The 20682-nt window shown below is 73.4% G+C and carries 17 protein-coding genes and 1 pseudogene; 12 read left to right on the top strand and 6 right to left on the bottom strand.

What is annotated here, in order from left to right:
* Positions 1-40: 40 nt before the first annotated feature.
* Entirely contained in the window at positions 41-667 is a 627-nt protein-coding gene (locus ACF09J_RS27495) for a TetR/AcrR family transcriptional regulator (protein ID WP_392308126.1), read from the top strand.
* A pseudogene (locus ACF09J_RS27490) lies at positions 664-2272 on the top strand (glycerol-3-phosphate dehydrogenase/oxidase). Before ACF09J_RS27495 ends, ACF09J_RS27490 begins: the two are co-directional and overlap by 4 nt.
* Positions 2273-2291: 19 nt before the next feature.
* Here ACF09J_RS27490 and ACF09J_RS27485 read toward each other — a convergent pair.
* Together ACF09J_RS27485 and ACF09J_RS27480 are read right to left on the bottom strand one after the other, a co-directional pair.
* Positions 2292-2822 carry a hypothetical protein gene (locus ACF09J_RS27485; protein ID WP_392308125.1) on the bottom strand — a complete coding sequence of 177 codons (531 nt, stop codon included), beginning with the start codon at positions 2820-2822 and terminating at the stop codon, positions 2292-2294.
* 187 nt (positions 2823-3009) lie between these two features.
* Positions 3010-5289, bottom strand: a complete 2280-nt coding sequence (locus ACF09J_RS27480; protein WP_392308124.1) for a catalase — start codon at positions 5287-5289, stop codon at positions 3010-3012.
* Positions 5290-5689: 400 nt separating this feature from the next.
* Here ACF09J_RS27480 and ACF09J_RS27475 point away from each other — a divergent pair, with 400 nt between their 5' ends.
* The gene (locus tag ACF09J_RS27475) at positions 5690-6154 is read left to right on the top strand and encodes a low molecular weight protein-tyrosine-phosphatase (RefSeq protein ID WP_392308123.1); all 465 of its coding nucleotides are present in this window, start codon (positions 5690-5692) and stop codon (positions 6152-6154) included.
* Positions 6151-7035, top strand: coding sequence for a fructosamine kinase family protein (locus ACF09J_RS27470; protein WP_392308122.1), 885 nt, complete (start codon positions 6151-6153; stop codon positions 7033-7035). Before ACF09J_RS27475 ends, ACF09J_RS27470 begins: the two co-directional genes overlap by 4 nt.
* A 23-nt stretch (positions 7036-7058) precedes the next feature.
* Here ACF09J_RS27470 and ACF09J_RS27465 read toward each other — a convergent pair whose 3' ends face one another.
* Positions 7059-7532 carry an SRPBCC family protein gene (locus tag ACF09J_RS27465; protein WP_392308121.1) on the bottom strand — a complete coding sequence of 158 codons (474 nt, stop codon included), beginning with the start codon at positions 7530-7532 and terminating at the stop codon, positions 7059-7061.
* Between the two features lie 207 nt (positions 7533-7739).
* Here ACF09J_RS27465 and ACF09J_RS27460 point away from each other — a divergent pair, with 207 nt between their 5' ends.
* The 4 genes from ACF09J_RS27460 to ACF09J_RS27445 all read left to right on the top strand — a co-directional run bounded on the left by ACF09J_RS27460 (position 7740) and on the right by ACF09J_RS27445 (position 12924).
* Positions 7740-8213 carry a hypothetical protein gene (locus tag ACF09J_RS27460; protein ID WP_392308120.1) on the top strand — a complete coding sequence of 158 codons (474 nt, stop codon included), beginning with the start codon at positions 7740-7742 and terminating at the stop codon, positions 8211-8213.
* Positions 8214-8400: 187 nt separating this feature from the next.
* Positions 8401-9093: a GAF and ANTAR domain-containing protein gene (locus ACF09J_RS27455; RefSeq protein ID WP_392308119.1), complete on the top strand. Its 693-nt coding sequence runs from the start codon at positions 8401-8403 to the stop codon at positions 9091-9093.
* 186 nt (positions 9094-9279) lie between these two features.
* Complete coding sequence (locus tag ACF09J_RS27450) at positions 9280-12039, top strand: SpoIIE family protein phosphatase (protein ID WP_392308118.1); 2760 nt, start codon at positions 9280-9282, stop codon at positions 12037-12039.
* A 51-nt stretch (positions 12040-12090) separates the two neighbouring features.
* A complete protein-coding gene (locus tag ACF09J_RS27445; protein WP_392308117.1) occupies positions 12091-12924 on the top strand; it encodes a chitosanase in 834 nt (277 codons plus the stop codon).
* A gap of 22 nt (positions 12925-12946) precedes the next feature.
* On the opposite strand, the gene ACF09J_RS27440 is transcribed toward ACF09J_RS27445, so the two are convergent.
* Positions 12947-14791: a glycoside hydrolase family 15 protein gene (locus ACF09J_RS27440; RefSeq protein ID WP_392308116.1), complete on the bottom strand. Its 1845-nt coding sequence runs from the start codon at positions 14789-14791 to the stop codon at positions 12947-12949.
* 221 nt (positions 14792-15012) lie between these two features.
* Between ACF09J_RS27440 and ACF09J_RS27435 the strand changes: the two genes are divergently transcribed.
* Positions 15013-15219, top strand: coding sequence for a hypothetical protein (locus tag ACF09J_RS27435; protein WP_392308115.1), 207 nt, complete (start codon positions 15013-15015; stop codon positions 15217-15219).
* A gap of 173 nt (positions 15220-15392) precedes the next feature.
* Positions 15393-16796 carry a Si-specific NAD(P)(+) transhydrogenase gene (sthA, locus tag ACF09J_RS27430; protein WP_392308114.1) on the top strand — a complete coding sequence of 468 codons (1404 nt, stop codon included), beginning with the start codon at positions 15393-15395 and terminating at the stop codon, positions 16794-16796.
* A gap of 13 nt (positions 16797-16809) precedes the next feature.
* Here sthA and ACF09J_RS27425 read toward each other — a convergent pair whose 3' ends face one another.
* Positions 16810-17295, bottom strand: coding sequence for a DUF5709 domain-containing protein (locus tag ACF09J_RS27425; protein WP_392308113.1), 486 nt, complete (start codon positions 17293-17295; stop codon positions 16810-16812).
* Positions 17296-17546: 251 nt separating this feature from the next.
* Between ACF09J_RS27425 and ACF09J_RS27420 the strand changes: the two genes are divergently transcribed.
* Both ACF09J_RS27420 and ACF09J_RS27415 read left to right on the top strand, forming a co-directional pair.
* Complete coding sequence (locus tag ACF09J_RS27420) at positions 17547-18149, top strand: phosphatase PAP2 family protein (RefSeq protein WP_392308112.1); 603 nt, start codon at positions 17547-17549, stop codon at positions 18147-18149.
* Positions 18146-18874, top strand: a complete 729-nt coding sequence (locus tag ACF09J_RS27415) for a phosphatase PAP2 family protein (RefSeq protein WP_392308111.1) — start codon at positions 18146-18148, stop codon at positions 18872-18874. Before ACF09J_RS27420 ends, ACF09J_RS27415 begins: the two co-directional genes overlap by 4 nt.
* Before the next feature lie 131 nt (positions 18875-19005).
* Here the strand turns inward: ACF09J_RS27415 and ACF09J_RS27410 are convergent, their stop codons facing one another.
* Positions 19006-20502 carry a hypothetical protein gene (locus ACF09J_RS27410; protein ID WP_392308110.1) on the bottom strand — a complete coding sequence of 499 codons (1497 nt, stop codon included), beginning with the start codon at positions 20500-20502 and terminating at the stop codon, positions 19006-19008.
* Positions 20503-20682 lie beyond the last annotated feature (180 nt).

The raw sequence follows: 20682 nt of genomic DNA, 5'->3' as shown, positions 1-20682 counted from the left end.
CCTCACCGGTCGTGTCGAAGGAGGCGTTACACTGTGACACATGACGTCTATTCGTCACAACGGTTCGGACGGCCCGGACGGCTCCGGCCGCTCGGCCGGTGATCCCGTGCTCGACGCCGTGCGCGACTGCGTCATGGCCGTCGGCGTCCGGCGCACGACCCTGACGGACGTGGCCCGCCGTGCGGGCGTGTCCCGGATGACGCTGTACCGCCGCCGGCCCGATGTACGGTCCCTGGTCGGCGACCTGATGACACGGGAGTGGATCGCCGTGGCCGTCGGGGCGATGCCGGAGCGCACCCCGGGGACCGGCGCGCGCACGCTGATCGTCGACGGGCTGGTGGCCGGGGTGAGGGCGTTCCGCGCCCACCCGCTCTTCCGCAAGATCGTCGACGTGGACCCCGAACTGCTCCTCCCCTATGTGCTGGACCGCCGGGGCGCCAGCCAGGAGGCGCTGCTGTCCCTGCTCTCCGACCAACTGCGCGAGGGTCACGACGACGGGTCCGTGCGCACCGGCCACACCGAGCGGCAGGCGCGGTCCCTGCTGCTGGTCGTGCAGTCCTTCACGCTGTCGCTGCGCACCATGACCGAGGAGGACGACCCCGAACTGGACGGCGAGGCCTTCCTCGCGGAACTGCGGACCATCCTGGAGAGGACCTTGACGCCATGAGCTTCGGCACCGACCCGGGCGACCCCGCGCACACGGCTCCGGGCACCTCCCTCACCGCCGCCCGCCGCGCCCGCGAACTGTCCCGGACCGTCGGCGGTCGGGCCGTGGACGTGCTGGTCGTCGGCCTCGGCGCGACCGGCGCCGGGGCCGCGCTGGACGCCGCGGCGCGCGGGCTGAGCGTCGCCGCGATCGACGCGCACGACCTGGCCTTCGGCACCTCCCGCTGGAGTTCGAAACTCGTCCACGGCGGGCTGCGCTACCTCGCCTCCGCCCAGTTCGACGTCGCCCACGAGAGCGCGGTCGAACGCGGTGTGCTGATGGAACGCACCGCTCCCCATCTGGTCGGCGCCCAGCCGTTCGTGCTGCCTCTCACCCCGCTGGTCTCGCGCGGGCAGGCCGCCCTGGCCCGGGCCGGCTTCCGCGCGGGCGACGGGCTGCGCCTCGCGGCACGCACCGCCCGCGCCACCCTTCCCGCCGCGCAGGCTGTCCGCGGTGGAGACCCGCCACCTCGCGCCCGCGGTGCGCGGCGCCGGGCTGCGCGGCGGGCTGCTGTCCTGGGACGGGCGGCTGACCGACGACGCTCGTCTGGTGACCGCGATCGCCCGTACGGCGGCGGGTCGCGGCGCCCACGTCCTCACCCGGGTCCGCGCCCTGGGACTCACCGGTTCCGGGGCCCGGGTGCGGGACGAACTGACCGGTGAGGAGGGCGAGATCCGGGCCCGCGCGGTGATCAACGCCTCCGGGGTGTGGGCGGGCGGCCTGGTGGAGGGCATCCGGGTGCGGCCCTCGCGCGGCACCCACCTCGTGCTGCGCCCCGGCGTGCTCGGTCCGCTGCCGGCCGGGCTGCACGTCCCGGTCCCCGGGGAGTCCGACCGCTTCGTCCTGGTCCTGCCGCAGGACGACGGCCGGGTCTATGTCGGACTCACCGACGAACCCGTCGAGGGCGGCGTCCCGGACGTGCCGGAGGTCCCCGAGTCCGACGTCGGCTTCCTGCTCGACGTACTGGCCTCCGCCCTCGACGTGCCCGTGCGCCGCGAGGACGTGGCCGGGGCCTTCGCGGGTCTGCGTCCACTGCTGGACACGGCGCCTGTGCACGGGTCCGACCCGGCGCCCCGGACCGCGGACGTCTCCCGCAGGCACGCGGTGCTCACCTCGCCGGACGGCGTGATCACCGTGGTGGGCGGCAAGCTCACCACCTACCGGCGCATGGCCGAGGACGCCGTCGACACCGCCGTCGCCGCGCACGGTCTCGGCGCGGGTCCCTCCCCCACGGCCGCCCTCCCCCTCGTCGGCGCCGGGTCACCACGGACCCTGGCCGCGCTCCGGGCCCCGCGCCGCCTGGTCCGCCTCTACGGCACGGAGGCGCCGGCCGTCCACGCCCTGGCCGTCCGGGACCCGCACCTGCGCGCCCCCGTGCTGGAGGGCCACCCCGTCACTCGCGCCGAACTCGTCTGGGCCGCACGCCACGAGGGCGCCCTCGACGAGTCCGACCTGCTGGACCGCCGCACCCGCATCGGCCTCGTCCCCTCCGACCGGACACGAGCGCTGGACGCCGCCCGCGAGGCGCTCGCCGAGACGCCGCGCTCCCGGCGACCGGGCGGCTGACGCACGCCCGGCGCGGCCCTCAAGCGGCGAAGGCCTGCCCCTGTTCTTCGAGGCGTTCGAGGAGCTGGGGGTGGTGGAGGCCGGCGACCGGGGCGAGGAGGTCGGGGTGACGGAGCAGGGCCGCCGCGCGGCGGTCGCCCTCGTCGGGGGTGACCAGGCGACGGAACTCGGGCGGCGCGGAGGCCGGTTCCGTCGCCTCGCTGAGCGCGTCCACCGCGCGCCAGGCCAGTTCGGAATCGGTGAGCAGGCAGGCGGCCCAGCTCAGGACGACCTCGTCCACCCAGGTGCGCCACGCGTGCGTGTCCGGGTCCTCGGTCTCGACTCCGTCCGCGCCGGCGACCCAGTCCACGCGGGCCGAGCCTCCGGGGCCGGCCATCAGCACCAGCGCGGCGTCCATGGGCGTCGGGTAGCGCAGGCGGGCCGCGACCGTCACCGCCTGGCGCGCCTGCACCTCGCACAGGACGGAGGCCAAGGCGCCGCCGGACGCCGGGTACGCGCTGGTCAGCCAGTGGGTGGTCGCTGCGATGAGCGGGGAGAGATCTTCGTGCACTGCCGGGCCGTTCGAGCCGTTCACGGACAAAAAGGACTGCGTGAAACGGTAGCCGCGACGCGGGCCGAACAATATGGCCCAGGCCGCCTCCAGGGCGTGGCTTCCACCACATTCGCACGCGGCGAAACGTGGCGGCGCCCGCCCGGAAGGCGGCCCCGAGACCGTTGCCCGTACGGAACAGACCTGGTCAGGCGCCGGCGGGGAAGCGTTCCCAGACGCGGTGGGCGCCCAGGAGGGACGTGACCTCCTCCAGCGTGGCGGGGCCGCCGGCGCCGACGATCACACCGGGCGCGTCGACGGGCACACCGGCCGCCTCCAGCGCGGCCTCGGCGCCCTTCCAGGCGCCGATCGCCTTGCCGTGCCGGAACGCCTCGGACAGCAGCATGCTGACCCGCGGGTCGTGGGTCGCCTGCTGGGCGGCGGTCAGTCCGGCCTTGGCGTCCCGCGCGCCGTAGGCGTCGGCGCCCAGGCCCGGCGCGCCGGCCAGCAGGATCGCGTCGAACTCCACGGACCGCGCGGTGGCGTAGGTGCGCTGGACGGTCAGCGCCCCGTCGCCGTTGCCGAGCTTCCCGCCGGACGGCGCGATCACGAGCGGCACCATGCCCGCGGCGAGCACCGCGTCGCGCACGGCCCGCACCCCGTCCAGGTCGCCGTCCGGCCCGGCGACGATGCCGATGATCCGGCCTTCCGTCGGCCAGGTGCGCCCGACCTGGGACAGTGCCGGACTGGGCGCGACGTCGGCCAGGGACACGGTGGGCCGGGGCGCCGGCAGGCCGAGACCCGCCGCGACCTGGGCGCACAGTTCGGGGTCGATGTTGGCCAGGCTCTGCAGACCGCGTTCCTTCACGGCCTGCTCGTAGCACTTGCCGAGTTCGAAGGTGTAGGCGCCGATGATGTGCTCGCGCTCCACCGGGCTCATGCTGAGCCAGAACCGGCGCGCCTGGCTGAAGTGGTCCGCGAACGTCTCGGGCGCCTCCCGGACCTTCTTGCCCTCCGGGACCCGTACCGGTGCCTCGACGTACGCGCCCGTGTCCGCACCGGCGACGAACGGGCAGCCGCCGTCGAGGGAGTTGGGACGGTAGGGCGCGACACCCCGGTGCACGGCCGACTGGTGGAAGCTGTCGCGCAGCATGTCGTTGACCGGCGCGTGGGTGCGGTTGATCGGGATCTGCCCGAAGTTGGGACCGCCCAGCCGGGTGATCTGGGTGTCCAGGTAGGAGAACAGGCGCCCGGCGAGCAGCGGGTCGTCGGTGATGTCGATACCGGGGACGAGGTGGCCGACGTGGAAGGCGACCTGCTCGACCTCGGCGAAGAAGTTCGACGGGTTGCGGTTGAGGACGAGCCGTCCGATGGGCTGCACCGGGGCGAGTTCCTCGGGGACGATGTTGGTCGGGTCCAGCAGGTCGATGCCCTCGAAGGTCTGCTCGGGGGTGTCGGGGAAGGTCTGGATGCCGAGTTCCCACTCCGGGTAGGCCCCCGCTTCGATGGCGTCGTACAGGTCCCGCCGGTGGAAGTCCGGGTCGACGCCGCTGATGATCTGCGCCTCCTCCCACACCAGGGAGTGCACACCGAGTTTCGGCTTCCAGTGGAACTTCACGAGCGTGGTGGCGCCCTCGGCGTTCACCAGCCGGAAGGTGTGGACGCCGAAGCCCTCCATCATCCGGTACGAACGCGCGATGCCCCGGTCGGACATGTTCCACAGGGTGTGATGGGTCGCCTCGGTGTGCAGGGTGACGAAGTCCCAGAACGTGTCGTGGGCGCTCTGCGCCTGCGGGATCTCACGGTCGGGGTGGGGCTTGCCCGCGTGGATCACGTCGGGGAACTTGATGGCGTCCTGGATGAAGAAGACGGGAATGTTGTTGCCGACCAGGTCGAAGACGCCCTCGCCGGTGTAGAACTTGGTCGCGAAGCCCCGGGTGTCGCGCACGGTGTCCGCGGATCCGCGCGAGCCCAGCACCGTGGAGAACCGTACGAACACCGGGGTTTCGACGTCCTTGGCCAGGAACGCGGCCTTGGTCACCGAGGTGGCGCTCCCGTAGCTCTGGAAGACGCCGTGCGCCGCCGCGCCGCGGGCGTGGACCACGCGCTCGGGGATGCGCTCGTGGTCGAACTGCATGACCTTCTCGCGCAGATGGTGGTCCTGCAGCAGGACCGGGCCGCGCGGCCCGGCCTTGAGCGAGTGATCGGTGTCGTACAGCCGGGTGCCCTGGGCGGTGGTCAGGTAACTCCCGGCCTGCGCCATTTCGGCCTGGTCCGCGCCCGTCGGCTGCCCGGTGGGCGAGAACGTGTCCGGTCCGGACTGGTCCGGCTTGGGCGGCAGCGGCTCACGGGGATCCGTCGGCTCGGCCAGCGACGGCGACTCGGGACCGGGCTTCCCCGGAATGCCCTCCTGCGGTCCCGCTCCGTCGCCGTGCAGGGCGCCGGTCACCTTCCGGGCCGCCTTCTTGATGGGGTTGGCCTCGTTCATGCGTACGTTCCTCCGCTCGTCGGCCGTTGGGCGCCGGGCGCCGCGGCCGCGTGCTGTCGGGGTACTGGCTGGTCGCCCGCCGTGGGTCGTCGCCGCCGAGCGCGCACCGCCCGCGCCGTGGGCACCGCGGGCGGTGCGCGGGGTCGGCGGGCATGGGCTCGCACCGGCGAGTCAAGTGAACAAAACACCCGAAACGGGCATCGGTCCTGTCAATCTCTCACGGCCCGGGGACCGGCGCACGGGCATGCGACGGTGGGGTGACCCCGCCCGGCACCCCGGCCGTCCCGATCGCGTACCCAGCCGCGGCGGCTCAAGGCCTCCGGTGCCCCGACCGGTTGCCGTGTGCGCGATCCACGCCAGGTGTGAGCGGCCTCCGGAGGGGGCCCGTACGCTGAGGGCCGTGCACATCTGTTTCGTCTGCAGCGGGAACATCTGCCGGTCGCCGTCCGCGGCGCTGGTGTTCGCCGAGCGGTTGCGCCGGGCCGGACTCGCGGACGCGGTCCGGGTCAGCAGCGCCGGCATCGGCCCGTGGCACGTCGGGGAGGCCATCGACGAGCGGGCCGGTGAGGCGCTGGAACGGCACGGCTATCCGGTCCGGCACGTCGCCGCCCAGGTCGGCGCCGAGCACCTGGACGCCGACCTGCTCCTGGCCATGGACCGCGATCACGAGAAGGCGCTGCGCCGGCTCGTCGACGAACCGTCCCGGGTGCGGCTGCTGCGCTCCTTCGACCCGCGGGCGACCGGCGACCTGGACGTGCCCGACCCCTACTACGGGGGCCCGGAGGGGTTCGAGGAGGTGCTGGCCATGATCGAGGCCGCGACTCCGGGCCTGCTCGACTGGGTGCGCGAGCGCCTCCCCTCGTGACCGCCGGCCCGCCACGAGGCCCCGGCCCCGGCGAGGATCCCGCCGCCGCTGCCGCCCGGCTGACCGGGCGTGCGGCGACCCGCCGGGGCTCGTCGGCGGCGAACCCCGCCGAGGTGGCCCTCGACGACGGCCGGGTGGTCGTGGTCAAGCGCGGGGAGGAACCGGAGTCGGTGCGGGCCGAGGCCGCCGGGCTGCGCTGGCTCGCCGAGGCGGACGCGGTGCGGGTCCCCGCCGTGCTCGGCCACGACCGGCGGTGGCTGGTCACCGACCGGGTTCCACCCGGCCGGCCCAGTCCGGGGGCGGCGCTGCGGTTCGGGCGCGACCTGGCCGCCCTGCACGCCGCCGGGGCGCCCGCGTTCGGCGCCGCCCCGCCCGGCGGGCCGCGCGAGGCGTACATCGGGCTCGCGCCGATGCGGAACGTCCCCGGCACCGACTGGCCGGACTGGTACGCCGAGCACCGGGTGCTCCCCTATCTGCGCCGCGCGGCCGACGGCGGCACCCTGCGCCCCGCCGAGGCGGCCGTGATCGAGCGCGCGCTGGAACGGCTGCCCGGGACGGCCGGCCCCGCCGAGCCGCCCGCGCGGCTCCACGGCGACCTGTGGAACGGCAACGTGCTGTGGGGCGCGGACGGCGGGGCCTGGCTGATCGACCCGGCCGCGCACGGCGGGCACCGGGAGACCGACCTGGCGATGCTCCGGCTTTTCGGCTGCCCGCACCTGGACCGTGTACTGGACGGATACCAGCAGGTCGCACCACTCGCCGACGGCTGGGCGGGCCGTGTCGGGCTGCACCAGCTCTTCCCGCTGCTGGTGCACACGGTCCTCTTCGGCCGCGGATACGCCGAACGGGCGGTCGCCGCGGCCCGGAGCGCCGGCGGGTAATCCCAGGGCCTGTTGCAACGGCCCTAGGCCCCGCCCCCGGCGACGCTCTCCACCAGGCGGGCGAGGTTGTCCAGGGCCATGCGCGTCCCCAGCTCGTTGTCGGCGCGCGGCACCTTGTCGGGGATGCCCTCGTGCACGATCACGACCTCCGTGCCGCCGTCCGCCTCGGCCAGTGACGTGGTCATCGTCATCGTGCCGTGCAGGGCGTCCTCGTCGGTCTCGAACGCGAGCACCTCGACCACCAGCCGACCGGGCACCAGCCGGGCGAAGTGCCCCCGGTAGGTGTCCGTGCGGGCACCCGACTTGCCCCGGGCGCCCGGCTCGTCGTAGGAGAGGGACACCCGGAACGTGCCGCCCTCGCGGGCGTCGAACTCATGGACCTGGGCGGTCATGCCGTCCGGGACGCGCCATCGCGCCACCGCGTCCGGGTCGGTGAGGGCCCGGTAGACGGCGGCGGGAGACGCCCGCACCCACCGCGAGACCCGTGTGGCATACATGGCAGCACCGTACACACGCGCCAGGCGCGGCGCCTCACGATTGTCCCGGTTTCGTCACCAAGTGGCCCTGGAGTCCCAGGGGTTGCTGCCGCGCTCTTCCCCCGTGCTAAGAAATACGCCGTCACATTGGCGCACGGTCTCCCCCGGGGGCGCCGTACGCCATGTCGGTCCGGCCCGTGAGGGCCGCAGGGGGAAGGTGTCACTGTAGTGAACCGTAAGCGCACGACCGTCGCGGCACTGGCCGCGGCCGGGGTTCTCACCGCGGCTCAGCTCGGCCTCGCCGGGGCCGCCGCCGCGGCGACCACCGCACCGCAGAGCTCGGGCTGCCCGATCGACATCGTGTATCCGTCCCGTTTCTACGTGGACCACAACGGGTGGGTGACGAACGGCGGCCTGTACTTCGGCATCAAGAGCAGGACCACGAAGAAGATCAAGAACGTCACGTTCACGGTCACCAACGTCAAGAACGTCCGCTTCAGCACGGCGACACCGAAGGGCGGCAAGATCAGCCACAGGACCTCCAAGGTCGTGACGGTCCGCACCACGACCTTCAAGGGCAAGGCGAGCCTCGGCTTCAAGGTCCGGACCCACCTGCTGAACACCAGGAGCTACAAGGTGAAGTTCACCCTGCACGGCTCCGGCTGGAACTGCGCCGTCAACCAGGGCACCTGGGGCGCCTGATCCCGCGGACGATGCCCCGGCCCGCGCGGGCCGGGGCATCGTCGTGCCCGCCCGGGCCGGGGCCCGGGACCATGATCGGTGTCGCCCGGGTACGCGGATGACCGCGGGGTACGCTGCGAAGAGGGGGCGCTTGCGGGCGCCGCCCTGTGCGTACCGGCGCGCGCGGCTGCGAGAAGGGCGGGTACGGATGGAATGGCGTGAGTTCGCCGAGCAGATGGCGCAGCTCGCCCGGCGCCTGCTGGCCCAGGACTCCCCCCAGGAGACGCTCGACGAAATCGTCCGGGCGGCCGTCGAGCTGATCGAGGGGTGCGAGGCCTCCGGCATCCTGGCCGTGCGCAAGGGACGCGCCGTGACCCTGGCCGCCAGCGGGGACGTGGTCGTGGAGTCCGACCGGCTGCAGGGCGAGATGGGCGAGGGCCCCTGCTTCGACGCGGCCCGCCGCGTCGACGGGGACCGGCTGTTCCGCATCGCCGACCTCACCCGGCCGCAGCCGGCGTGGCCGCGGTACGCGCCGGCCGCCCGCGCCCTGGGCATCGGCAGCATGATGGGCTTCCTGCTGTACACCCAGGACCAGGACTTCGGGGCGCTCAACCTCTACTCCAGCCGTGCCGGCTCCTTCACCAAGGACAGCGAGACCGCGGGCTGGCTGCTCGCCTCGCACGCCGCCGTCGCCGTGGCGGGTGCAAAAACCGTCGACCAGCTCGAACACGCGTTGGAGACCCGGCACGCCATCGGTGAGGCCATGGGCATCCTGCGGGAGCGCCACGGCCTGAGCGAGGAGGACGCCTTCGCCGTCCTGCGCCGTTTCTCCCAGCACCACAACATCAAGATCCGGGATGTCGCCCAGACCATCCGCACCGACGCCCACAAGCAGGCCTGACACGACAGCGGACCTGGCACGGCAGCGGACCCGGCACGGCCGAGCGGGCGGGTCTCGCGGTCATGTGCGGCAGGCAGGGTCCCGCGCTCCGGTGGGGCCGCCCGCGCGGCCGTCCCGCGCCCGCCCGCGCGACCGAGGGGGTGCCCGCCTCTCGCCTCACGGGGCTCGGCAGTGTAGACATGGCTCATGGTCCGGCTCCCGGGTCGTACCGGCTCCCGGTCGGCCCACCGTCCCCATGGACGGCGTCTCGAGCTCGCGTCCGGCCCGGCCCGGCGGGCGCGCGGGCGGGTCGGGCATGGCCACTCGGGCAGGGACAGACCGTCCTCGCTGCGCTCGGCCCTCGGCGGACGCAGCGTCGCCGGACAGGTGTTCCTGCTCCAGGTCGCCATCGTGGTGCTGCTGGTCGCGGCTGCCGTGGTGGCGCTGGTGCTCCAGGTGCGGCACGACACCGACGAGGAGGCCCGCAACCGCTCGCTCGCCGTCGCCGAGACGTTCGCCAACGCGCCGGGGGTCCGCGAGGCGCTCGCCGCCCCAAACCCGACGGCGGTGTTGCAACCGCGGGCCGAGGCGGCCCGCAAAGAGGCGCACGTCGACTTCGTCGTCGTGATGAACACCCGGGGAATCCGCTACACCCACCCCAAGCCCGACCGCATCGGCAAGCAGTTCGTCGGCACCCTCCAGCCCGCGCTGGCCGGCCGCACGGTCGTCGAACAGGTCGACGGCACCCTGGGGCCGCTGGTGCAGGCCGTCGTGCCGATCCGGGCGCCGGACGGCAAGGTGGTGGGCCTGGTATCGGCCGGCATCACGACCAGGAACGTCGGCGGCCTCGCGGACCGGCAGCTTCCGGTCGTCCTCGGCGCCGCGGCCGTGGCGCTGGCCCTGGCCACGGCAGGGACGGCGCTGGTCACCCGCCGGCTGCTGCGCCAGACCCACGGGCTCGGCCCCCGCGAGATGACCAGGATGTACGAGCACCACGACGCGGTGCTGCACTCCGTACGGGAAGGCGTCATCATCGTCGGCGACGACGGAAGGCTGCTGCTGGCCAACGACGAGGCGCAGCGCCTGCTCGGCCTGCCCGAGGACGCGGAGCGCCGGCCCGTGCTCGACCTCGGACTGCCCCCCGAGACCGCCGAGCTGCTGGCCTCCGGCCGGATCGCCACCGACGAGGTGCACCTGGTCGGCGACCGGCTGCTGGCGATCAACCAGCGGCCCACGGACATGCCGGGCGGCCCGTCGGGCAGTGTGGCCACGCTGCGCGACTCCACGGAGCTGCGCGCCCTGTCCGGCCGGGCGGAGAAGGCCCGGGAACGCCTCAGTCTGCTCTACGACGCCGGCGTGGGCGTCGGCACGACCCTGGACGTGACCCGGACCGCCGAGGAACTCGTCCAGGTCGCCGTTCCCCGGTTCGCGGACTTCGCGACCGTGGACCTGTACGACGCCGTGCTCGCCGGCGAGGACCCCGATCCGGGAGCCGCGCTGCGCCGTACGGCCTTCGCCGGGATCCGGGAGGACACACCGCTGTACCCGCTGGGCCAGGAGATCCGTTTCATCCCCTCGACCCCGCAGGCGCTCGGTCTCAAGTCCCGCCGGCCGGTCCTCGAACCCCGTCTGGACGCTGCCCCGGGCTGGCAGGCCCAGGACGCCGAGCACACCGAGCGGGTGCTGGCGTCCGGCATCCACTCGCTGATCGCCGTGCCCGTGCGGGCCGGCAACCTGCTGCTCGGCCTGGTCAGCTTCTGGCGGTCGGAGAAGGACGAGCCCTTCGACTCCGAGGAGCTGGCCCTCGCCGAGGAGCTGGTGGCCCGGGCGGCGGTCTCCATCGACAACGCCCGGCGCTACACCCGCGAGCACGGGCTGGCGGTCACCCTTCAGCGCAGCCTGTTGCCGCGCAGCCTGCCCGAGCAGAACGCGCTGGACATCGCCCACCGGTATCTGCCCGCGCAGGCGGGAGTGGGCGGCGACTGGTTCGACGTACTGCCGCTGTCCGGGGCGCGCGTCGCGCTCGTCGTCGGCGACGTGGTCGGCCACGGCCTGCACGCCGCGGCCACGATGGGGCGGCTGCGGACCGCGGTCAGCAACTTCTCCGCCCTGGACCTGCCGCCCGAGGAGCTGCTCGGGCTGCTGGACGAGCTGGTCGGCCGGATCGACCAGGACGAGACGGCGGACAGTTCCGGCGTGCCCGTCACCGGCGCGACCTGCCTGTACGCGGTCTACGATCCGGTCTCGCGCCGCTGTGCGGTCGCCCGCGCCGGACATCCGCCGCCCGCTGTGGTCGGGCCCGACGGGGAGGTGACGTTCCCCGAGGTGCCCGCCGGTCCCCCGCTCGGGCTCGGCGGGCTGCCGTTCGAGACGGCGGAGCTGGAACTGGCGGAGGGCAGCCGGCTGGTCCTGTACACCGACGGGCTCGTGATGGACCGGGAGCGGAACATCGACGCGGGCCTGGCGGAGCTGCGCACCGCTCTCGCCTCCGCCGGCGAATCGCCGGAGGACACGTGCCGGGCCGCCCTGGGCGTCCGGCCGTCCCGGCCGGTGGACGACATCGCGGTGCTCGTGGCCCGCACCCGGGCGCTGGGTTCCGGGCAGGTCGCCGAGTGGGACGTGCCCGGGGAGGCGTCGGCGGTCGGGGACGTGCGCGCGGCAGTAAGCCGGCGGCTGGTGGAGTGGGGTCTCGAGGAACTGACGTTCACCACCGAGCTGATCCTCAGCGAGCTGGTCACCAACGCGATCCGCTACGGCGGCGAGCCCATCCGCGTCCGGGTGCTGTGCGACCGCTGCCTGATCTGCGAGGTCTTCGACAGCAGCAACACCTCCCCACACCTGCGCTACGCGGCGACCACGGACGAGGGCGGCCGCGGGCTGTTCCTCGTGGCGCAGCTCGCCGAGCGGTGGGGCACCCGGTACACACCGACCGGCAAGGCCATCTGGGCCGAGCAGCCCCTGCCCTGAGAGGCTTCTCCCACCGACGCTTTTTCCACCGTCGACCCACTTGGAGCCCCCTTGGCGCACGACCACCGCCGCACGACCCATCTGGTCGGCGCGGTCCGCCGCAGAGTCCTCGCCCTGACCGGCGCCTCGTTCGCCGCCCTCCCGTTCCTCGACGCCCGGCGTGCCGCCGCGGCCCCGGCGGCGGGCCTGGACGACCCGGCGAAGAAGGAGATCGCCATGCGACTGGTGTCGAGCGCGGAGAACTCCACGCTCGACTGGAAGGCCCAGTACGCGTACATCGAGGACATCGGCGACGGGCGCGGCTACACGGCCGGCATCATCGGCTTCTGCTCCGGCACGGGCGACATGCTCGGGCTGGTGCGCCTCTACACCGACCGCAGCCCGCACAACGTGCTCGCCCCCTACCTCCCGGCGCTGCGCCGGGCCGAAGGGACCGACTCGCACCGGGGACTGGACCCCGGCTTCCCCGACGCCTGGCGCCGGGCCGCGCGGGACACCGCCTTCCAGCGGGCCCAGGACGACGAGCGCGACCGCGTCTACTTCGACCCGGCCGTCGCGCAGGCCAAGGCGGACGGGCTGCGCGCCCTCGGCCAGTTCGGTTACTACGACGCGATCGTGATGCACGGCGGCGGTGGCCCGACCGGCTTCCGCCACATCCGCGAGCGGGCGCTGAGGAGGGCCGCGCCGCCGGCGCGGGGCGGCGACGAGGTGACGTATCTGAACGCGTTCCTCGACGCCCGCCTGTGGGCCATGCGGAAGGAGACCGCCCACCAGGAGACCAGCAGGGTGGACACCGCGCAGCGGGTCTTCCTGCGCCAGGGCAACCTCGACCTGGAACCGCCGCTGGACTGGAAGGTGTACGGGGACGCCTACCACATCGGCTGACGCCGGGGACCCGTCCGGGACGTCAGCCCAGGGCGCGGTCGAGGTTGTAGGCCGCGCTGATCAGGGACAGGTGCGTGAAGGCCTGGGGGAAGTTGCCCTGCTGCTCGCCGGTGGGGCCGATCTCCTCGGCGTACAGGCCGAGGTGGTTGGCGTAGGTGAGCATCTTCTCGAAGGCGAGGCGGGCCTCGTCCAGGCGGCCGGCCCGGGTGAGGGCCTCGACGTACCAGAACGAGCAGATGGAGAACGTGCCCTCCTCGCCGCGCAGCCCGTCGGGGCTGATCTGCGGGTCGTAGCGGTAGACGAGCGAGTCGGAGACCAGGTCCCCGGTGAGCGCGTCGAGGGTGGACAGCCACTTGGGGTCGGTCGGCGCGATGAACTTGGCCAGCGGCATCATGAGCACGGCGGCGTCCAGGACGTCGCCGTCCTCGCACTGGACGAAGGCCTGCCGCCCGGCGGACCAGCCGCGGTCCATGATGCGGCGGTAGACGGCGTCCCGGCTCTGCCGCCAGCGAGGCAGGTCGGCGGGCAGGCCGCGGCGGTTGGCCAGCCGCATGGCACGTTCGACGGCCACCCAGCACATCAGGCGCGAGTACAGGAAGTTCCTCCGGCCGCCGCGGGTCTCCCACACTCCCTCGTCGGGCTGGTCCCAGTTCTCGCAGACCCAGTCCACCAGCGCGGTCACGTCGTCCCACTGGGCGCTGGAGATCGGCTGGGCCCACTTGTCGAAGAGGTAGATCGAGTCGATCAGGGCGCCATAGATGTCGAGCTGGAGCTGGTCGGCGGCGGCGTTGCCGACCCGTACGGGCGCGGAGCCCCGGTGTCCCTCCAGGTGGCCGAGTTCGCGTTCGGGCAGCTCGTTGCGGCCGTCGATGCCGTACATGATCTGCAACGGGCCGGTCGCCTTGCCGTCGCCGGGGCTGATGTGCCGGGTCAGGAAGCGCATGAACGCCTCGGCCTCGCCGGCGAAGCCGAGCCGCAGCAGCGCGTAGACGGCGAACGCGGCGTCGCGCACCCAGACGTAGCGGTAGTCCCAGTTGCGCTCACCGCCGACCCGCTCGGGCAGGCTCGTGGTGGGCGCGGCGACGATGGCGCCGGTCGGGGCGTAGGTGAGCAGTTTCAGGGTGAGGGCGGAGCGGTGGACCATCTCCCGCCAGCGGCCGCGGTAGCGGGACTGGGCGAGCCAGCGGCGCCAGTAGGTGACCGTGGCGCAGAACTGGTCCTCGGCCTCGGCGTGGGCGCACCGCCGTGGGGCCACCTCGCCGCCGACCTGGTCCAGCGCGAAGACGGCCGACTCGCCCTCGGCGAGCTTGAAGTCCGCCCGCAGGTCCGTGCCGTCGTTCTCCAGGGGCACGGTGGAAGTCAGGGCGAGGGACAGGGTCGCCGACTCGAACAGGGCCGTGCAGCCCTCCATGCGGACCGTGTGCGGGTCGGCGCCGTAGTTGAAGCGGGGAGCCACCCGGGCCCGGAACGGCAGGGTGCCGCGGACGCACAGCACGCGCCGGATGAGCCGGTGCCGTTCGGTCTCGGCGGATCCCCGCCGGTCTCCGGTCACCGGCATGAAGTCCTGCACCTCCCCCACGCCGTCCTCGGTGAAGAACCGGGTGATCAGCACGTTGGTGTCGGGGAAGTAGAACTGCTTGGTGCGCGCGGCCTCGGTCGCGGCGAGCTCGAAGCGGCCGCCGCGCTCGGCGTCCAGGATCGCCGCGAAGACGCTCGGGGCGTCGAAGGAGGGGCAGCAGTACCAGTCGATCGTGCCGTCGGTGCCGACGAGGGCGACACTGCGCAGATCGCCGATCAGGCCGTGGTCGGCGATCGGGACGTAGCGCAGTGCGCCCGTGTCGGGGCCCGGGTCTCGGGTGTCGGCCATCTCGGCTGCCTCCTGTCCCCTCGCTGTCCCCCCGCTCTCCCCCTCGCGCGGACCGGTGTCGCGGTTGCACCGGCTCTCCTCCGGCTTCCCTCCAGCTTAGGAGCGGTCTTCCGGATGCAGGGTGCCGTCCGACGGGCAATCGTGGGAGGAGGTCACGCTCCCGCAGCACGAGGGCCGTACGCCGACCCGGGCGGGGACCGAGCCGGACCCGAGGAGGCCACATGTCGACGTCACAACCCGACGCATCCCACGAGCCCGGGGAGCGGTGCACCCCGGACGACATGCTCCACGCCCGTACCGGCACCGACGTCTCGCCCGAGGACGTGGTGCTGGCCGCGGGCCGCGACATCACCCCGCGCAACCTGGAGTGGGCCAGGCGCAAGATCGAGACGGAGGGCCCGGCCGCCCTGGACAAGCTGCTGCCGTAGCCCCGGAGGCCGGGTGCGAGAGGGGCCGGAGCCCTGCCGTTCCGGCCCCTCTCGCGCTGTCGTGGCTCACGAGACGGGCTGGCGCCGCCTCTCCCGGGACCGGAGCCCTGCCGTCGCGGTCGATCTCGCTGGTCCCTTTCGCTGGGGGCCGTCGCTCTGCGAGACTCCGGGGCGTGCCCGACTTCGACATGATCGTCATAGGATCCGGACCGGGCGGCCAGAAGGCCGCCATCGCCGCGGCCAAGCTGGGCCGCCGGGTGGCTGTCGTCGACAGCCCCGACATGGTCGGCGGGGTCTCGATCCACACCGGAACCATTCCCTCCAAGACCCTGCGCGAGGCGGTGCTCTACCTCACCGGACTCACCCAGCGCGATCTGTACGGTCAGAGCTACCGGCTGAAGGAGGACATCACCGTCGCCGATCTGACCGCGCGCACCCAGCACGTGGTGGGCCGTGAGGTCGACGTCATCCGCAGCCAGCTCTCCCGCAACCACGTGTCCCTGCTCGCCGGTACCGGCCGCTTCGTCGACGAGCACACCGTCGCGCTGCGCGAAGTGACCGGCGAGGAAAAGCTGCTGACCGCCGAACACATCGTCATCGCGACCGGCACGCGGCCGGCCCGGCCGGACAGCGTGCAGTTCGACGGGCGCACCATCATGGACTCCGACAACGTGCTCACGCTGGAGCGGGTGCCCCGGTCGATGGTCATCGTCGGCGCCGGGGTCATCGGGATGGAGTACGCCTCCATGTTCGCCGCGCTCGGCAGCAGGGTGACCGTCGTCGAACGGCGTCCGGGCATGCTCGACATGTGCGACGTCGAGATCGTGGAGTCGCTCCGCTACCACCTGCGGGACCTCGCCGTCACCTTCCGCTTCGGGGAGACGGTGGCCGCGGTGGAGCGGCACGAGCACGGCACGCTCACCGTGCTGCAGAGCGGCAAGAAGATACCGGCCGACGCGGTGATGTACTCGGCGGGCCGGCAGGGCCTCACCGACGGACTCGACCTGGAGAAGGCCGGGTTGAGCGCGGACGCGCGGGGCCGGATCGCGGTCGACGAGCACTACCGCACTCAGGTGCCGCACATCTACGCGGTCGGCGACGTGATCGGATTCCCCGCGCTCGCGGCGACCTCGATGGAGCAGGGGCGGGCCGCCGCCTACCACGCCTGCGGAGAGCCGGTCGGCAGGATGCTCGACCTTCAGCCCATCGGCATCTACACGATCCCCGAGATCAGCTTCGTCGGGCGGACCGAGGACCAGCTCACCGAGGACCGGGTGCCGTTCGAGGTGGGCGTCTCCCGCTACCGTGAGTTGGCCCGCGGGCAGATCATCGGCGACTCGCACGGCCTGCTGAAGCTGCTGGTCTCGCCCGAGGACCGCACGCTGCTCGGGGTGCACTGCTTCGGCGCCGGGGCCACCGAGCTCATCCACATCGGGCAGACGGTGATGGGCTGCGGCGGCACCGTGGACTATCTGGTCGACGCGGTGTTCAACTACCCGACGCTCGCGGAGTCGTACAAGGTGGCGGCCCTGGACGCCACGAACAAGCTGCGGCAGATCGACCGGATCGGGGACTGACCCGGGGGCCGGGTCAGGGCGCGGTGCCGTCGTCCGGCAGTTCGTCGTCGTCAACGATGTGCACGGCGGCCTCCTCGGCGCCGGCGGCTCCCGCGTCGACGCCCTTGTCGTCGGCGACCTCCTCCTTGGTGGTGTCGCCGTGGGCGCCCTCGTCAGGGGCGACGAGGCGGCCGGCGCGGTCCCCGCCCGCCTCGGGGTCGACGGGTTCGCCCTCGCCGCCGGGCAGGTCGCCCACGCCGTCGCCCTCCGGGCCGCTCACGTCGGGCCGCTCCTGGGCCAGCCGCTGGTCGAGGCTCTCGCCCTCGTGCTGTTCGGCGGCCGTCGTGCCGTACTTGGTGACGCCCAGCGGCTTCTCCGGCGGGGAGTACCCCTCGTCGAGGACGTCGTCGTAGGTCCGCTCCCCCACCGCGTTCTCCATGTCCAGCGGCGCGGCGTCCTCCTGTTCCTCGTTGTCCCCGGTGGGCTGGTAGGCGTCGTCTGCCATCGGATCGGTGCTCACGGGTTCCTCCCTGGCGGACTCTGTGCGAGCGGACTCTGTGCATGTCGTGATCCGCGTTTCCCGCAGGGCCGGTCCCAATCACCCCGGCCGGCGGGCGGGCCGGGCAAGTTGGCCCAAATTCGTTGCTCCATCATGACTGGTGACTCGGCTCACCCGTTCGAGCGATCACAGGAACACCCCGGGGGCCGTTATCGTCTACAGTTACGTAGACGGTCTACAGATATGTAGTCGCGGAAGAAGGAGGCGCGCGGATGATCCTCGCCCTGTCGGGCTCGTCCATCGACGGCTCCCTCTACTCGGACGTGGTGGACCTGGCCCGCCGCTCCCCCGCGTGGTGGGACGGCGTGGTGAGCCTGTGGTCGGCCTATGGCCTGGCCCTGTTCGCCGTGTTGATGGCGGCGGCCTGGTGGCGCTCACGCCGGACGGGCGCCCAGGCGGCCGTCGCGGCCCTGGCGGTACCACTCGTCGTGGTCCTCGCCTACGCCGTCAACTCGGTCGTGAAGCTGCTCGTGCACGAGATACGCCCGTGCCGCACGCTGCACGTGGTCACTTTGGAGGCCTGTCCGGCCCGCACCGACTGGTCCTTCCCCAGCAATCACGCGGCGATCGCCGCCGCGGCGGCGGTGGCGCTGTTCCTGATCTCGCGTCGGCTCGGCGCGATCGCCTGCGTGGCCGCGATCGCGATGGCCGCCTCCCGGGTCTGGGTCGGCGCCCACTATCCGCACGACGTGGCGGCCGGGCTCCTGACCGGCGCCCTGGTGGCCTATGTGGCGATGAAGGCGCTGCTGCGCCGGCCGGAGACACTCGCCCGGCGCCTGGCCGCGACACGGCTGCGGCCGTTGCTGGTGTCGTGAGGTCCCGGGCCACCGCCGACCTCGCGGGCAGCGCCGCACTCGGCGCCTGGGCCGCGTTCGCGGTGCTCGGCCTGGTCGTCGCCGGTCATGGCAGCCCCCTGTCCGTGGACGGCACTCTGCTCTCCTGGTCCCTCGGGCACCGTCCGGCGGTGGCCGCGGCGGTGGCCCGCGGGCTCACAGCCACGGGGACGGGCGTCGTCCCGTACCTGCTCGTCGCGCTGGCCGGCCTCGCCGTCGGCCGCACGGTCCGGCAGCGTGCGGCGGCGGCCGCGCTCGGCCTCGGCTGCCTGGTGGCGGGACAGGCCGTGCGGTACGGCGTGATGGAACTGGTCGCCCGGCCGCGTCCACCGCGACAGGACTGGGCGGCCCACGCCTCCGGCTGGTCGTTCCCGTCCGGGCACACCACCACCTCGGCGCTGGCCGCCGGGCTGGTGATCCTGGCGGTGACCCTGCGCGCCCCGCGCGGCCGCACGGCGGGCTGCCTGGTCGCCGGCTGCTGGGGCGCGCTGGTGGGGCTGACCCGGGTGTATCTCGGGGTGCACTGGTTCACCGATGTGATCGGCGGCTGGCTCTTCACCGCGGGCTGGCTCGGGCTGTGCCTGGGGGCGGCGGCGCGGTGGCTGCCCCCCGGTTTCATCTCCGGCCTGGCGAGAAGAGCCGTGGAGCCGGTGGCGGAACATGCGGGCCGGGACCCGGGTGATCGAGGGCGGTCGGGCCCTGCGTGACGCCGCACGCCGAGGCCTGTACGGCCAGGGCTTCGGTCGCCCCTTGACGGGCACCAGGCCCGGCACGGCGACGTGGCATGCCACCAGGCCCGCCCAACAGGGCGCGTTGGTGGCGGTTGCCGGGGCGGGCCTCAGGGACCGGTGTCCTCGCGCACCCGAGGCGCCACGTACAGGCGCAGGTCGCCGTAGCGGTGGGCGGGCCAGGCACGGGCGTACCGCGGTGGGGTGCCGTCGGCCGTGGTGAGGACGGCGACCGGCAGGCGCCGGGCGGCCTGTTCGACGGCCGTCGGGGTGCTGTTGGTGTTGGGGCCCGAGGTCGAGGCGGAGCCGCAGCCGGTGTAGAAGGCGATCGGTATGGCCTCCTCACCGGCGAGCAGACAGGGCGGGCGCACCCCGAGGCGGTGCAGCGTGGCGGCGGTGCCGGACCAGACGCGGCGGTCGGCGGTGGTGCGGTGGACGGTGTGGGCGAGGACGGCGTACTGCACGGCCAGGTGCCCGGCGAGGCCGAGGGCGACCAGGGCCACGGCGAGGCGCCGCCATCTGCCGTTCGGCGCTCTCACGAGCTGAACGAGCGCGTCGGCGGCCGGGAGCGCGAGGAGGAGGTAGGCGGGGAGCAGGAAGCGGGGGGCCGCGTAGCCGATCAGGAACAGGTAGGGGAAGGCGGCCGTGGCGGCGCAGGCCAGCGCGACCAGCGTGGGCGGGCTGCGCCGGGCGCGCACGGCGAGGGCGAGGCCCAGCAGGGCGAGCAGCGGCAGGACGTACCACCAGGCGGTGATGGCCGGGTTCGGCTGCGCGCCGGTGCACGGCCGGCACAGCGCGCGCCCGCCCAGGCTGCGCAGTTGGTCGGCCACGGCGAAGTGCCAGCCCAGGCCGCCCTGTATGGCGGAGCCGTCGGACAACCGCTGCAACAGGCCGCCGTAGCTGACGAACGCCTCGATGACCCATTCGGCGGACCCGGCGGCCAGTCCGCCGAGCAGCACGGCGAGCGGCTTCCACCGCCGCTCCAGCAACGCGAGCCCGAGCAGGGGCAGGACCACCCAGACGGCGTCCATGGGGCGCATCAGGGCCATGAGGGCGGCGCCGCCGGCCAGTCCCCACAGGGCGGCGCGGTCCGACGGGCCGGTCCGGGCGCGCAGGAAGCAGCCGGCGCAGGCGAGGGCGCCGATGGCGACCCAGTAGTTGGGCATGGCCTGAGGACCGTAGAACAGCGTCACCCACAGGGAGGCGAACAGGGCGCCGGCCAGGGCCAGGACACCGGAGCCGAACATGTGCCGCCATACGCGCAGCGCCAGGTACAGGGCGAGCCCGGACAGCACCGCGAGGTAGCAACGCAGCAGCACGGTGGACGACGACCACGAGGCGACCGGCGCGACGAGCAGCGAGACGCCGCGGGCACGCGGGGCGCTGAAGTAGGCGGCCGGTGCGTGGGCGCTGACCTGGCTGACGTAGATGGACTCGTCCCAGCCGAGGCCCATGCCGGGGCGGACGAGGAGAAGTTGGGCGAGGGTGAAGGCGGCGGCCGCGGCCGCCACGAGGGTGTCGCCGCGAGCCCGGCGGACGCGGACCGGGCCGGGTCTCGGTCCGGCTCGGCGCGTCCCGGCGAGTATGGCGTGCGCACCGTCGGCCATGTGTACCCCTCACCCCCGTACCGCGGGGTTTCGGACTCCCCGCGTTCCCGCGCCGTGGCGCAGGAACCAGGTAAGCAGGAACCAGGTAGGACGTCAGAGAAACAAGCAGGACATCCGGAAAACCGGCACGACGTCAGGGAAATATCCACGACATCGGGTAAAACAGGGACAAACTAACCC

It is taken from the genome of Streptomyces sp. NPDC014889 (genome assembly GCF_043081205.1).
Taxonomy (GTDB): Bacteria; Actinomycetota; Actinomycetes; order Streptomycetales; family Streptomycetaceae; genus Streptomyces.
This window is presented reverse-complemented; position numbering and strand designations above follow the sequence as displayed.

Coding starts and splice junctions, on each gene's coding strand:
- ACF09J_RS27495 (WP_392308126.1), top strand. CDS start 41: ATGACGTCTATTCGTCACAACGGTTCGGACGGCCCGGACGGCTCCGGC.
- ACF09J_RS27480 (WP_392308124.1), bottom strand. CDS start 5,289: ATGAACGAGGCCAACCCCATCAAGAAGGCGGCCCGGAAGGTGACCGGC.
- ACF09J_RS27465 (WP_392308121.1), bottom strand. CDS start 7,532: ATGTATGCCACACGGGTCTCGCGGTGGGTGCGGGCGTCTCCCGCCGCC.
- ACF09J_RS27455 (WP_392308119.1), top strand. CDS start 8,401: ATGGAATGGCGTGAGTTCGCCGAGCAGATGGCGCAGCTCGCCCGGCGC.
- ACF09J_RS27450 (WP_392308118.1), top strand. CDS start 9,280: ATGGTCCGGCTCCCGGGTCGTACCGGCTCCCGGTCGGCCCACCGTCCC.
- ACF09J_RS27440 (WP_392308116.1), bottom strand. CDS start 14,791: ATGGCCGACACCCGAGACCCGGGCCCCGACACGGGCGCACTGCGCTAC.
- ACF09J_RS27435 (WP_392308115.1), top strand. CDS start 15,013: ATGTCGACGTCACAACCCGACGCATCCCACGAGCCCGGGGAGCGGTGC.
- ACF09J_RS27420 (WP_392308112.1), top strand. CDS start 17,547: ATGATCCTCGCCCTGTCGGGCTCGTCCATCGACGGCTCCCTCTACTCG.
- ACF09J_RS27410 (WP_392308110.1), bottom strand. CDS start 20,502: ATGGCCGACGGTGCGCACGCCATACTCGCCGGGACGCGCCGAGCCGGA.